The 13,991-nt window shown below is 68.7% G+C and carries 14 protein-coding genes; all 14 read left to right on the forward strand.

Features of this window, described 5'->3' with window-relative positions:
- Nucleotides 1-87 precede the first annotated feature (87 nt).
- The 14 genes from SCK26_RS34970 to SCK26_RS35035 all read left to right on the forward strand — a co-directional run bounded on the left by SCK26_RS34970 (nucleotide 88) and on the right by SCK26_RS35035 (nucleotide 13,987).
- Nucleotides 88-528 carry a hypothetical protein gene (locus SCK26_RS34970; protein ID WP_318205386.1) on the forward strand — a complete coding sequence of 147 codons (441 nt, stop codon included), beginning with the start codon at nucleotides 88-90 and terminating at the stop codon, nucleotides 526-528.
- 379 nt (nucleotides 529-907) lie between these two features.
- Nucleotides 908-1,171, forward strand: coding sequence for a hypothetical protein (locus tag SCK26_RS34975; protein ID WP_318205387.1), 264 nt, complete (start codon nucleotides 908-910; stop codon nucleotides 1,169-1,171).
- Nucleotides 1,172-1,203: 32 nt separating this feature from the next.
- The gene (locus SCK26_RS34980; protein ID WP_318205388.1) at nucleotides 1,204-2,268 is read left to right on the forward strand and encodes a hypothetical protein; all 1,065 of its coding nucleotides are present in this window, start codon (nucleotides 1,204-1,206) and stop codon (nucleotides 2,266-2,268) included.
- 1 nt (nucleotide 2,269) lies between these two features.
- The gene (locus tag SCK26_RS34985; protein ID WP_318205389.1) at nucleotides 2,270-2,656 is read left to right on the forward strand and encodes a hypothetical protein; all 387 of its coding nucleotides are present in this window, start codon (nucleotides 2,270-2,272) and stop codon (nucleotides 2,654-2,656) included.
- 3 nt (nucleotides 2,657-2,659) lie between these two features.
- Nucleotides 2,660-3,118, forward strand: coding sequence for a hypothetical protein (locus SCK26_RS34990; RefSeq protein WP_318205390.1), 459 nt, complete (start codon nucleotides 2,660-2,662; stop codon nucleotides 3,116-3,118).
- Nucleotides 3,118-3,870 (forward strand): hypothetical protein, encoded by a 753-nt coding sequence (locus tag SCK26_RS34995; RefSeq protein ID WP_318205391.1) that lies wholly within the window; start codon nucleotides 3,118-3,120, stop codon nucleotides 3,868-3,870. The genes SCK26_RS34990 and SCK26_RS34995 overlap by 1 nt, the downstream gene beginning before the upstream one ends.
- Before the next feature lie 31 nt (nucleotides 3,871-3,901).
- Entirely contained in the window at nucleotides 3,902-4,315 is a 414-nt protein-coding gene (locus tag SCK26_RS35000; protein ID WP_318205392.1) for a hypothetical protein, read from the forward strand.
- A 4-nt stretch (nucleotides 4,316-4,319) separates the two neighbouring features.
- Nucleotides 4,320-4,715, forward strand: coding sequence for a hypothetical protein (locus SCK26_RS35005; protein ID WP_318205393.1), 396 nt, complete (start codon nucleotides 4,320-4,322; stop codon nucleotides 4,713-4,715).
- A 3-nt stretch (nucleotides 4,716-4,718) separates the two neighbouring features.
- Nucleotides 4,719-5,126 carry a hypothetical protein gene (locus tag SCK26_RS35010; RefSeq protein WP_318205394.1) on the forward strand — a complete coding sequence of 136 codons (408 nt, stop codon included), beginning with the start codon at nucleotides 4,719-4,721 and terminating at the stop codon, nucleotides 5,124-5,126.
- 501 nt (nucleotides 5,127-5,627) lie between these two features.
- Nucleotides 5,628-5,960: a hypothetical protein gene (locus tag SCK26_RS35015; RefSeq protein WP_318205395.1), complete on the forward strand. Its 333-nt coding sequence runs from the start codon at nucleotides 5,628-5,630 to the stop codon at nucleotides 5,958-5,960.
- A 2-nt stretch (nucleotides 5,961-5,962) separates the two neighbouring features.
- Complete coding sequence (locus SCK26_RS35020) at nucleotides 5,963-6,409, forward strand: hypothetical protein (protein WP_318205396.1); 447 nt, start codon at nucleotides 5,963-5,965, stop codon at nucleotides 6,407-6,409.
- Between the two features lie 129 nt (nucleotides 6,410-6,538).
- A complete protein-coding gene (locus SCK26_RS35025; protein ID WP_318205397.1) occupies nucleotides 6,539-10,594 on the forward strand; it encodes a phage tail protein in 4,056 nt (1,351 codons plus the stop codon).
- A 9-nt stretch (nucleotides 10,595-10,603) separates the two neighbouring features.
- Nucleotides 10,604-11,110 (forward strand): hypothetical protein, encoded by a 507-nt coding sequence (locus SCK26_RS35030; protein ID WP_318205398.1) that lies wholly within the window; start codon nucleotides 10,604-10,606, stop codon nucleotides 11,108-11,110.
- 30 nt (nucleotides 11,111-11,140) lie between these two features.
- Entirely contained in the window at nucleotides 11,141-13,987 is a 2,847-nt protein-coding gene (locus SCK26_RS35035) for a hypothetical protein (protein WP_318205399.1), read from the forward strand.
- Nucleotides 13,988-13,991 lie beyond the last annotated feature (4 nt).

Consider the following 13,991-nt stretch of genomic DNA (forward strand, 5'->3'; position numbering starts at 1 on the left):
TCGGCGGCGGCATTCACACCCCGCCGCCGGCTTCCACCGGGCCGGCAGTGTCGCCCCGGACCCGCTCACCAGACGAAAGGAAACCCGATGTCTCAGAAGGCACTCGGCCGGCTCATCAACAGCACCCCCGCCGCCGACGGCAAGTGGATCGCCCTCAAGGGCGCCGCGGCCGGCGTCACCTTCTCCTGCTACCTCGCGGGCGCGGTCGGCGACACGTACACCCTCCAGGAAGCCAAGGACAGCAGCGGCACCGGCGCACAGAACCTCGCGATCGTCACCGAGTACCACACCAACACCGGTGACGGCTCGGACGCGTGGACCCGCAGGACGCAGGCCGCTGCGGCGACCATCACCACCGCGGCGGCGGCAACGCAGAACGCCATGGTCTGCGAGGTCGAGGGCACGTCGCTGTCGGACGGCTACAAGTACGTGAAGCTCACCTCGACCGGCGCCGGCACGGTGAACGCGCTCACCCGCGACCTGCTCGCCCAGCGGGCCCCGGCGAACCTGCCGGCGACCGGGGCCTGATCGTGGCGGTGTGGACGTGCGCCGACTGCACCGCACGGTATGCGGTCGGCGCCCCCCGATGCCCGCAGTGCGGCTGCCGGGTCCGAGTCGAGGACGGAAGCGAGGACGACATGGCGAAGGTCACCGTACACGGCGGCCCGTCCGACGTGCACACCGAGGAGAGGGGTGAGGACGTATCAGCTGGGAGCAGCTCATCGACATCCTCCGCGAAGGAGCAGCCCTCGCCCGAGCCGAGCGAGAAGCCGACCCCGTCGCGTGCCCGCAAGACGGGGAGCCGCTCCGGACGGGCCCGGACGGACAGCTCTTCTGCCCGTTCGACGGGTGGCGGCCCGGAGGCCGGTACGTCGGCGACCGACTCCGCTGACGAGGAGGGCGACGCGTGACACCGAGCGTGGGCCGCGTCGTCCACTACGTCAGCTACGGCACCCCAGGCGGCGAGTACACCTCGCAGTGCCGGGCGGCCGTCATCACCGAGGTTGGCGAGTGGCCCGAAGGCGTATCCGAGGAGGACAGGCACAACATCGCGGTGCCCATCGGCCTCGCGGTGCTGAACCCCACGGGCGTGTTCTTCGACCGGAAAGTCATGCAGTCCGAGGTCGGCCGCGAAGGCGGCACCTGGCACTGGCCCGAGCGCACCGACTGACCACCCGCACGACCACAGAGAGGAGGTGAGAGATGACCCAGCAGCCGGTGTACGCGACCCGTGAGAACGTGCAGCGCGCCATGGACAGCAAGCCCACGGCGAGGAGCAGCGCCCAGATCGACCGCGCCCTCCAGTCCGCGTCCCGGGACGTCGAGCACCTGTGCCACAGGCGCTTCTACCCCGAGCAGGGCACCCGGTACTTCGACTGGCCAGAGTCGCAGTACCGGCCGTCGTGGCGGCTGTGGCTGGACGACTCGGAGCTGATCTCTCTCACCTCCGTCTCTTCCGGTGGCGTGACCATCCCCTTGGACGACGTGCTGCTGGAGCCGAACCGGTCCGGACCGCCGTACAACCGCGTCGAGATCAACATCGGCACCAGCGTGGCCTGGGGCGGCGGCAGCACCCACCAGCGGGACATCACCATCACCGGCCTCTGGGGCTACCGCAACGACGAAACCACCGCGGGCACGCTGACCGGCGCCGTCTCCTCCACTACCGCGACGACGGTGGCCGTGGACGGGCCGGCCGCCGCGGTCCTCGGCGTCGGCTCCGTGATCAGAGTCGACTCGGAGCGGATGCTCGTCACAGGCCGGACGATGGCCGCCACCGGGCAGACGCTCGGCGGCAGCGGACTGACCGCGCAGCAGAACAACGTGGCCCTCACCGTGGCCGACGGCTCCGGCTTCGCGGTCGATGAGGTGCTGCTGATCGAGTCCGAGCGCGTGCTCATCGTGGACATCGCCGGGAGCACGCTGACCGTGAGGCGCGGCTGGGACGGGTCCGTCCTCGCCGCGCACCCGGCCGGCACCGACATCTACGCCTCCCGCTCCCTCGCCGTGGCCCGCGGGGCGCTCGGTACCACCGCGGCTACCCACGCCAACGGCTCATCCGTCGTGCGCTGGGACCCGCCCGGCCTGGTCCGGGACTTGGTCATCGCGGAGGCGATCGGCCGGCTCACCTCCGAGACGTCGGGATACACGCGGGCGCTCCGGGCGGGCGAGACGGGGGAGCGAAACCGGGACCACAGCGCCCTCACGACGCTACGGCAGGCCGTGTACGACGCGGTCGGCCGCAAGGCCCGGATGAGGAGCGTGTGACGTGGCCATCGACATCGACTTCCGTGGCCCCCTCTTCGACGGCCGCGCCGAGCGTGCCATCGAGGACGCCTGCACGGATGCCCGCGACGACGTCGCCGACTTCGCGCAGGAGCACGCGCTCGGCCTGATGCGCGCCAGCTTCCGGAACCCCACCGGCTACTACGAATCCCGCGTCACCACCACCCGCGTCAGCAGCGAGGTGGCCCTCGTTCACGACCAGGGCGTGGTGTACGGGCCGTGGCTGGAGGGCGTCGGCTCCCGTAACAGCCCCGTGACCCGGTTCCCCGGCTACTGGCACTGGCGCCGCACCAAGGGCGTGGTGGCCGCGCGAGGCCCGCAGATCGCTGAGACTGCGGTGCGCCGGCACCTGCCTGAGATGGGGGGCTGACGGGTGACTCTCGACATCACCGGCATCCTCGACGCGGCGATCTCCCACGCCTCCGCCAGCGGCTACTTCGAGCAGGTCAACGGGCACGAGCCGACCAGCCCGGCCCCGTCCGGCGGCCTCACGGCCGGGGTGTGGGTCGACCGGGTCACACCGGTCCGCTCGTCCGGCCTGGACTCGGTGACCGCGCTCGTCGTCCTCAACGTCCGCCTGTACACCAGCGCGCAGCAGCTGCCGCTCGACGCGATCGACCCCGCCATGGTCGCCGCCGTCGACGCCCTCTGCACCGCGTACTGCGGGGACTTCACGCTCGGCGGCCTTGTCCGCAGCGTGGACATCTTCGGCACCTACGGCCAGTCCCTGGACGTGCGCGCCGGCTACCTGCCCCAGGACGGGGCGTTGCAGCGGGTCATGACGATCTGGCTGCCCTGCATCGTCAACGACCTATGGGAGGAGGCCGCGTAGTGGCCAAGACAGGCGGGTTGGGAGACAACCTGTACATCGCGGGCTACGACGCCTCGGGCGACATCCAGGCCCTCGGCAACATCGGCGGCGGGCCAGCCCTGCTGAACATGACCAGCATCCGGTCGTCTGCGTACGAGCGGCAGGGCGGTCTCAGGTCGGGCCAGTTCGAGATGACCACGTTCTTCAACTCCGTGGCCATCACCGGCGCCACGCACGAGAAGCTGTCAGCCCTGCCCCGCACCGACGTCATCATGACGTACTGCCGGGGCACCACCCTGGGCGACCCGGCCGCGTCCCTCGTTGCCAAGCAGACGAACTACGACCCCACCAGGGGCGACGACGGGATGCTGACCTTCTCCGTGTCGGCGCAGTCCAACGGCTACGGCATCGAGTGGGGCCGGCAACTCACCGCAGGCGTACGGACGGACACGGCAGCCACGACGGGCACGAGCATCGACACCGTGGCCAGCGCCTCGTTCGGCGGTCAGGCGTACCTGCACGTGACCGCGTTCACCGGCACGGACGTCACCATCAAGATCCAGGACAGTGCCGACAACAGCACCTTCGCCGACGTCGCGTCGTTCGCCTTTACCCAGGTGACCGCAGCCCCGGCGTCCGAGCGGATCGCGCTGGGCAACACGGCGACGCTCCGCCGGTACCTGCGGGCAACCACGGTGACCACCGGCGGCTTCACCTCGGTGACCTTCTCCGTCAACGTGATCAAAAACGAGGTGGCTAATGTCAGCTTCTAACGTCCGCCACCTGAACCGGGTGGCCCCGCTCATGGACCCAGCCGCGTACAAGACGTACTCGGTCGTGGCCCCAGTTGGCACGCACTTCAGGCGCGGCACCTGCGCAGAAACCCAGTGCCCCCACTACCTCAACGGTTGGCGGACCAGGATCGAGAACCTCACCCCTGACCTGCTGCACGCGGCCACCCACTCGGGCCGGCAGTACACCGTGCAGCAGGTCACCGACGGCGAGAGCTACCTCGTGTTCCCCGCCGGCCAGCCGTGCTTCGCGGCGTCGGAGCACCGGGTACGGCTGGACCGGCCGCCGCTGTACGTGGTCCGGGACGGGGACTGGCGCGGCAACCCGCGCGGCACGAAAGCCCGGGTGCACGTGAGCCCGGACAACTGGCTGGACGACTTCGCCACGCACCAGCAGACCATCGCCGACGAGATCGCGAAGGGGTGACAGCATGGCCAACGCGGCTGACGCGCGCGTGATCGTGGACGGCACCGACCACACCGACGAGGTCGGCCCTGTCGAGTTCCATACCCCGTTCGCAGTCCACGAGGTCCCCGATGACGAGCCGTGGACGAACCGCGTGCTCGGACCGTCAAGCTTCACCATCCTCATCTCAGCTCCGAGCGACCGCCTGTATGCGCTGGTCGACGGTGGGGAGACAACGCACGAGGTCAAGCTCATCGCCGCCGACTACTCGATCACCCGGCCCACGCACTTCCACAAGGGCTGGGTGGGCGCCGACGGCGTCCGCAAGATGTTCGGCTCCCTCGCGGTCAACCGCGAGCGCGAAGCCAAGTGGGTCCAGGAGCTGCCCGCCGGGGCCAGCACCGCAACAGAAGGGAACTGAGCCATGGCCAAGGCTTCCGGTCTCGGGCAGACGACGCTGTCCGTGGACGACGCGTCCGGCACCGCCCGCGCGATCAAGAACGACATCACCAACTGGCAGATGTCCACGCCGCGCGGCGTGCAGGACATCACCGGCGTCGACAAGTCCGCGAACGAGCGGCTGCTGCTCCTCGCCGACGGCAGCGTCACGCTGAACGGCGTCTTCAACGCCGCGGCGAACCAGAGCCACGACGTCTTCAAGACCGTCCCGTCCACCTCGGTGGCCCGCACGGTCACGCAGACCGTCAACGGCGTCACCCTCGCCATGGAGATGCTCCCGACCGACTACCAGCTCACCCGCTCCGACAGCGGCGAGCTGACGTTCTCCGTCCCCCTGTCCCTCGCGGACGGTTCGGTACCGACCTGGGCATAGCTCCAAGTCCACGTCCCAGTCTGCTAGTTGCTCGATAGACTGTCCAAGTCATCGGCACTTGGAGGCCAGGTCATGGGCGGAGCAGCGTCCGGCAAGTTCACCGTCAAGTCCTGCGGCAAGGCGCACGCCTGGTGTGCCGAATGCCGTCCCGCACAGACAGCCGCACAGCGGAAGCCACCGAAGCCGAGGAAGGAGCACGACAAGCCATGCAGGAACTGCGGACGCTGCGACGCGTGCCTCGGTCTCACGGCCCCCGAGGGCTTGAAGGTCTGCCGGGACTGCAAGGAAACGAAGCTGCTGTCGGCGTTTGCTCGGCGCAACGACACGGGCGGCTACCGGAATCAGTGCATGCAGTGCCGGAACAAGGGCATGGCGGCAGGTCAATGCCAAGGGTGCGGGAAGTCCTTCACTCGGCACTCGGCCGGTCGCACGCACTGTGCCGCGTGCCGTCCAGCAGTCACAAAGCCGTGTGCCCGGTGTGGGGCAGAGTTCGTCGGCTCGATGGAGCAGCGTCGGTACTGCTCGCCGGAGTGCCGCGAGGCCACGCTGAGCGAGCGTCGGCAGAGGGCGCACCGGAAGCAACGCGCGGCGGCGCTCCGCGCGTATGGCGGAGACGTACCGGCTTGCGTCTGCTGCGGCGAGACGATCACCCAGTTTCTTGCCCTCGACCACATAAACGGCGGTGGCCATCAACACCACCGGGAGACCGGCGGCGGCGGCTTCTACACCTGGCTCAAGCGCCACAACTATCCGGCTGGGTTCCGGGTGCTCTGCCACAACTGCAATTTTGGTCGACAGATCAACGGCGGGATCTGCCCGCACCAGGAGAGATGAACATGGGCTACCGCAAAACCGTCCGCAAGATCGAGGTCTCCCTCAAGGGCCACAAGGTGTACGGCCAGGACGCCGACTACCCGCTCGCGTACGCGCGCGGCAAGAACCTCGGCGAGTACCTCCACCTCGTCGGCTTCGCCGAGACCGACGAGGACGGCGAGACGAACTACCTCGTCAAGCAGCTGGAGGCGTTCGGCGACGCTCTCGTCTCCTGGAACCTGGAGACCGAGGACGGCACCCCAGTCCCCTGCACCCGCGAGGGCCTGTTCTCCATCGACAACGACCTCGCGCTGTCGCTCGCCAAGGAGTGGATCGACTGCCTCGGCGGCAAGGTGGACGAGGCGTCCCCTTTGGACAGCAACTCGCCCTCTGGCGAGCCGTCCCCGGTGGCATCGATTCCCATGGAAACACTGTCGGCCCCCCAGCCGAATACCAGCGTGCCCGCCTGATCCTCGGCCTCTGTGAGCGGTTCCACTGCCTACCCAGTGCGCTGCTCGCAGAGGACTCCGAGCTGCTGCAACTGATCGAGATCGAGAGGCTCGGCACGCCCGAGCACGAGCTGGAGGGAGGGGACGGCCTTGGGTAACGACATCGAGATCCGGGTGCGGGTCGCGAACAACACCGCCACCGGCCTCGCGGCTGTCAACCGCTCCCTCGACCAACTCCGCGACCAGGCCCGAGACGCCGGCCGCGGTCTGGACGGGCTGACCGAGCGGGCAACCGCCGCGTCCATCGCTCTTCGCGCCTTGAAGGACAGCGCGCAGGATGCCGCCCGCGCGCTGCGGTCGCTGAACACCGCAGCCCGAAACGCCGACACCCGCATGACCGCGATGTCGGACCGGTCCCGGACACTGCGTCGGGACACGGACGAGCTGGACGGCAGCATGCGCCGTCTCACCGGCACGATGGGACAGCTCCGCGGCAACAACGGGCGCCTGACCGCCACTTTCAGCGGCAGCAGCCAGGGCCTGGACCAGCTCAAGACCGCGGCGCTCATGCTTGTCCCAGCGCTGCTCCCGATCGCCGCCGCCACGGTCCCGATCATCGCGAACGTGGGCGCGGCCGGCGCCGCTGTCGGCGCGTTCGGGCTCGCGATCGCGGGCCAGCTGGTGGCGGTGAAGGACGCGGCGGACGCGCAGAAGAAGTACGACGAGGCGGTGAAGAAGCACGGGCCCGCGTCGAAGCAGGCCACGCAGGCCGAGGCCGCCTACCTGGACCAGCTCAAGGGCATGGACCCGGCCTCCCGGCGGGCAGCCGCCTCCCTCACCGTGCTGACGGACCAGTACAAGCAGTGGTCTAAGAGCCTGGCCGGCGACACGATGCCCGTCTTCACGAAGGGGCTCGCGGTCGCCGGCGCGCTGCTGCCGAAGCTGACCCCGGCGGTGAAGGGCGCCGCGGGCGAGTTGGACCGGTTCATGACCATCCTCGGTGGCGGCGTGCAGTCCGGCGCGTTCTCCAAGTTCATGGAGTCGTTCTCGTCGTTCGCGACGGGCGCCCTGTCCAAGGCAAACGACAGCTTGGTCCACTTCATGCGGACGATGTCCGAGGGCGGCGGTGGCTCGGGCAAGCTGTCCGAGTTCATGGATTACGTCCGCAAGGCCGGCCCGCAAGTTGGGGACACGCTGCTGCACCTGTCCGAGGCGCTGGTGCACGTGGTGACCGCAGCGTCGGACACTGGCCTGAGCATGCTCGGCTTCGTGAACGCGGTCGCGAAGCTCGTCAGCGCGATCCCACCTGGGGTGTTGTCGACGTTCCTTCAGTTCGCAGTCGCACTGAAGGCCGTGAAGATGGCCGCGGCTGGTATGGCGGCGTTGGGTGGCCTGTCGAGCGTGGCCGCTGCGATCGGGGCGATGCGGACGGCGGCGGCCGGCGCGACCGGTCCGCTGGCGTCGCTGTCCGCTGCGTTCGGGGCCCTGTCCAGGTCGGCGAAGGTCGCGCTGATCGGTACGGGGATCGGCCTGCTGGTGATCGCTCTGTCGAGTCTGTCGGAAGCAGGGAAGGCGGCGCCGCCGGACATTGACAAGCTCACCACGAGCTTGGGGAAACTGGCCGACACCGGCAAGGTGAGCGGCGAGGCCGCGCGTGCGTTCGGCAAGGATCTGTCCGGGCTCGGCGAGAGTCTGCGGACGCTGGCCCGGCCGTCGAACATGGAGGGTGTCCAGCAATTCCTCACGTCGCTGATCGGCATGGACTCCACGCCGGTGAAGAAGGCGAAGGAGGACTTGGACGCGGTCGACAAGGCCCTGGCCAACATGGTCAAGGGCGGCAAGGCGGACCTCGCGGCGGCGGCGGTCACCGATATCGCGAAGGCGATGGAGAAGCAGGGCCTCAGCTCGAAGGAGCTGAAGGGGAAGCTGGACGACTACCGCTCCGCGCTCGCCGACCAGGCGCTTGAGGCCAAGCTCACCGCCGAGTCGCAGGGCCTGTTCGGCGCGCAGGCGCAGGCGACGGCAGCGAAGCTCGACGCGCAGAAGGCGTCGGCGGACGGGTTGCGTGGCGCCCTCCAGGCCTTGAACGACGTGCAGCGCGCGGGCTTGGGCGGGATGATCGGGTTCGAGGCCGCCGTCGACGCGGCGGCGCAGGCGGCGAAGGACAACGCGGGCGCCCTGAGCATGACGCACGGCGTGCTGGACCTGAACTCGGAGAAGGCCCGCGCGGCGGCGTCGGCGCTTCAGGATCTCGCGGACAAGACGGACGGAGCGGCAGCGAGCGCTCGGGAGTCGGGGGCGAGTTGGGAGACGGTCAACGGGATCTACTCCCGGGGTCGCTCGGAGCTGATCAGGTCGGCTGAGGCGATGGGCCTCAACAAGGAGCAGGCACGGCAGCTCGCGGACCAGATTCTGAAGATTCCGGACAAGAAGGCCAAGGTCCGGATGGACACCGAGGACGCGCGCGCGGGCCTCGAAGCGTTCAACGCTGCGGTGAAGCGGTCTCCGGGCTCGAAGAAGGTGACGCTTCAGACGCTGTCCGGTGCGGCCGAGAAGGTCTTGGAGGCGTTCGGGTACAAGGTCACCCATTTGAAGGACGGCCGCGTGTCGGTCACAGCGGCGACTGGTGGGGCGCTACGCGGGATCGGCAGTGTAAGCAGCGCAATCGGCGCCCTGGACGGCAAGTCCGCCAACACCTACGTGAACACGTACAAGCGCGTCTACTTCCAATCCATCGGCCGCCCCGGTGAGAAGGTTCCCGCCGCCCATCGCCCGGACATCGCCACAGGCGGACCGGTGCCACGGTATGCGAGTGGCGGGGCAATCCAGCACTTCCCCAACGGCGGCTACGTGCAGGGGCCCGGGACCGGCACCTCGGACAGCATCTTCGCTACCTTCCCCTCAGGGGCACCGGCCAACATCTCGAACACCGAATATGTGATCAAAGCGGACTCGGTGCGGAAGTACGGTGTGAAGTTCCTCGACGCCCTCAACGAGGGCCGTCTCCCCGTCGCTCACTTCGCCAAGGGCGGCAAGACAAAGCCGAAGATCGACCAGGCCCAGCTCGACGCGAGGCGGGCGCTGTCCGGCAGCTTCGGGATCTCCGCGTTCGGTCGGCTGGCGGGCTACCAGCGGACCCCGTTCGAGAAGAGCCTCGGCGGCGCGACGGACGTGAACGCGCTGGTGTCGTCCCTGAACGAAGCCGCGAGCCGAATCAAGGCGGCGTTCTCCGGGAAGACCGAGACCCGCCTGCTCAAGCAGTTGAACTCGGTCGGCAAGGCGCTGATCGGCTACGAGAAGAAGCTGACCACCGTCACGGCATCGCTGGACAAGGCCAAGGACAAGCTCAGCGACTTGAAGAACGCCTCGTCGCAGCTCGCCAGTTCAGTCAAGGGCAACCTGATCTCCTCGGCGAACATCACCAAGGGCGCGTCCGGTGAGGGCACGGTGACGCTGTCCTCGATCCGCTCCAACATGCGGATGAGCAAGGACAAGGTCACCGCGTTCGCGAGCGCCCTGAAGCAGCTCCGCGCGAAGGGCTTCTCGAAGTCGATCATCCAGCAGGTCGCCGAGGCGGGCATCGACGGCGGCGGCCTGGAGACCGCGGGCGCCCTGCTCCAGGCCAGCGCGTCCGAGATCAAGACGATCAACGACACCCAGGCTCAGATCGAAGCCGCAGCCGGGTCAGCTGGGAAGACCGCGGCGGACGCCGTGTACGACAAGGCGATCAAGCAGCAGGAGCGGTACGTCAAGGCACTTGAAGTCCAGCAGAAACTTCTCACCAGAGCCATGGATCGGCTGGCCAAGGTGATGGAGCAGTCCATCAAGAGCGCCCTCGGGAAGAAGGCCAGCGGCGGGATCGTCGGCGCCGCAGCCTCGGGTGGTCTCCGCTCCGGTCTGACGCTCGTTGGCGAACAGGGGCCCGAGCTGGCAGAGCTGCCCATGGGGTCTCGCGTGTGGTCCAACCCGGACACCCGGCGGAAGCTCGGCGCTGGCCAGGCGCCGTGGGCGTCGATGCTCACCGCACCCCGCCGCGCGCCGGCCGGGACAGCGGCAGCCGCGACCGGGCCGGCGCCGAGCCAACCGATCGTGTTGGAGCTGCGGTCGTCCGGGAGCCACGTCGATGAGCTGCTGCTCCAGATCCTCCGTAAGGCCATCCGCGTCCGCGGAGGCAACGTCAACTTCGTCCTCACCGGACGCCCGTAGGGGAGAGACATGCACCGGTACAAGATCTGGAACGGCGCGGCGCCCACTACCGCAGCGCTGGCGAAGGTGGCCACAGGCACGTCCATCAAGACGATGCTCCAGTTGGCCACCCCGTCAACCAGGCAGATACAGCTGATCAGCTGGGGCTACAGCTTCGACGCGGGCCCCTCATCGGCGGGAGTGGTTGAGCTAGTCCAGACCGACGTCGCCGCGACCGTCACCGCGCACGTGGCATCCGGGGTGCAGCCGCTCGATCCGAACGCGCCGGCGTCACTGCTGACGCTGGGCACCAGCGCGACCGGCTACACGGCCACCGCGGAGGGCACCACGACGGCGTCCCGCAGCTTCGACACCGTGCTGGTGCCGCCGTCTAGCAGCTCGGCGCCGAGCGTCTGCTACAGCTACCAGTGGATGCCAGACGAGCGCCCGATCATCGCCGTCAGCAAGTTCCTACGGGTCCGGGCCACGATGGGCAGCTCAGTCAACATGATCGCCTGGGTCTGCTGGGACGAGTGACCGGTGCCGGGGAGTATCGCAGCGCAGACGATGGCCTGGCAGCGCCGCATGGGCGGCGTCGCCGGACCACTCGCCGCCGCGCCCAGCGCCAGCGGGGAGGCGTCCAACGGGCACGCCGTCCAGGTGGAGATGTTCGTCGGCGGCGCCTGGGTGGACATCACCGATCCGTACGTCATGGTCCGCGACGACCAGGGCAACATCGCCATCAGCAAGGGAATCCGCGACGAGGGCGGCAACACCGAGGCCGGGTCAGCCAGTTTCCCGCTGCGCAACAATGACGGCCGCTTCAGCCCTCGCAACCCGATGGGCGCCTACTACGGGCAGCTCAGCCGCAACACCCCGCTGCGGGTCAGCGTCCCGGACGGCAACGGTGGCAAGTCCTACCGCCTTTGGGGCGACGGCTCCGAATGGCCGGTGTCCTGGGACCCGTCCGGCACGGACGTCTGGACTGATGTCAGCGTCAACGGACCGCTCCGTCGCGTTGCGCAGGCGCCGGCTCCGGAGCGGTCGGTCATCTACACCGCGGTCATGGATCCTCTGCCCTCCAGCGTGGTGGCGTACTGGCCGTGCGAAGACCCGACCGGATCGACATCGCTCGCGTCTGCGCTGGCCTCGGGCTCACCGATGACGTGGAGCGGTGTGCCGGCGCCCGCGAGCTACAGCGGGTACGCCGCTTCGGACCCGCTGCCGGACCTCACAAACGGTGCCTTGGCCGGCGGCATTCCCAAGTACGACGACCCGCCCGCGACTCAGGTTCGCTTCCTTGCCTATGTCCCGGCGGCCGGGCTCGGCCTCGGTAAGGTCCTGATGGCGATCGACCAGCTCGAATATGCGGCCGGCGCCTCCCAGTTCTGGGAGCTGTACTACGACACCTCCACCACGTCCTTCACGATCCGGACGTGCGCGTCCGACGGCACGGTCCTCGGCGCGGAGCTTCAGCACACCCTCGACGTGCGGGGGCGTCTGCTGTACGTCTCGGTGGAGCTTCAGGAGACGGGCCCGGACGTCGCCCGCACGGTCCGCCTGAAGGACGTGAGCACCGGCCGCGTGTACAGCGTGAGCGACACCGTCTTCGTGACCCAATTGACGAGGTTGACGAAAGTCCAGTTCGGGCCCGCGTCGCGTGCGGTGTCCGGCGCGGCCGGGAGCGCGTTCCTGCCGGGCGTCGCGGTCGGCCACTGCACGGTGGAGACTGCGATCACGCCGCTCGACACGCTCGGCGTCCGCCTCAACACTATCGGCGAGCCGGCCGGGCGTCGCATTCAGCGGCTGTGCGGCGAGGCCGGTATCACCTTCGACTGGGTCGGCGACCTGGACGACACCGTCGCCATGGGCGCGCAGCCCAAGGCCAGCTTGCTGTCGCTGGTGCAGGAGTGCGTGCAGGCCGACGGCGGCCTGCTGTACGAGAACCCCGGCACGCTCGGCATCGGCTACCGCACTCGCACCTCCCTGTACAACCAGGACCCCACGTTGGTGCTGGACTACTCGGGCGCCCAGCTCGCGCAGGTCCCGACGCCGGTCGAGGACGACCGCTACATCCAAAACAAGATCACCATCACCGTGGGCGGCGTATCCCAGACGTACGAGGAGACCAGCGGCGCGCTGGGCACTGCGCTGCCGCCGGCCGGCGTCGGCACGTATGGCGGCGAAGCCACGCTGAACCTCGCGAGCACGGACGCCGGGACGCTCCAGGACCAGGCGGCCTGGCGGGTGCATCTCGGCACGACCGATGAGGCTCGCTACCCGCAGATCGCGGTGAACCTCGCCCACCCCAGCATCACCTCGGCGATGCGTCGCACGATCCTCGGCATGCGACTCGGCGACCGCATCCAGATCACCAACCCACCAGCCTGGCTACCACCCGACACCATCGACCAACTCGTCCTTGGCATCGCCGAGACCATCACGCACTTCGAACACCGGATCGTCTTCAGCTGCGCGCCGGCCAGCCCGTACAGCAGCATCGGCGTCCTGGACGCCACCGCGTCTCGAATCGACACGGACGGCTCGCAGCTCGTCGGCGATCTCACCACGACGAATACCGTGGCGGGGGTGCAGCCGTCGTCCGGAGCCGACCTGCTGTGGACGAAGGACCCGGCGGATTTTCCGCTGGACGTCCGGGTCGGTGGCGAGGTCATGCGTGTGACGGCTGTCTCGGACTTGGTGACGGACACGTTTACCCGTACGACGTCCAGCGGCTGGGGCGCCACCGACGGCGGCCTCACGTGGGCGACGAGCGGCGGCTCGGCGACGGACTACTCCGTGAGCGGCGGGGCGGGCGCGCATCTGCTGTCCACGATCAACATCAGCCGCCGGGTGCTGCTGACCACCACCGTCACTGACCTGGACATGTACGTCAGCATCACAGCTGACCAGCTCGCGACGGGGGACATGCTGACAGGCGGCCTTATGGCCCGGCACATCGATGTCGGCAATCTGTACTCAGCACAGATCCGTTTCGGCAACGCGACGAACACGGTGGGTGTCGCGATCATCAAGCGTGTCGGCGGCGTCGAAACCACCCTCGGCTCGTACACGATGCCTGGCGTCACCTTCGTCGCGGGGACGGCATACCGGCTGCGGTGGAAGCTGACCGGCAGTCTGATGCGCGCCAAGGTCTGGGCCGCCGGCGATGCTGAAGCCCCGGAGTGGCACGTCGCGGTGACCGATACTGAACTGACGGAGCCGCAGTCCCTTGGGATGCGGTCGATCTCAGGGCCGGCGTCCACGAACGTCAACCCGAGCATCAAGTACGACGACTTCGCCATCGTGAGCCCGCAGCTGTTCACGCTGACCCGCAGCATCAACGGTGTCATCAAGACCCACTCGGCGGGCGAGGACGTCCGTCTCGCTACCCCCACCTACTTGGCCCTGTAAGGAG

It is taken from the genome of Streptomyces sp. SCL15-4, assembly GCF_033366695.1.
GTDB lineage: Bacteria > Actinomycetota > Actinomycetes > Streptomycetales > Streptomycetaceae > Streptomyces.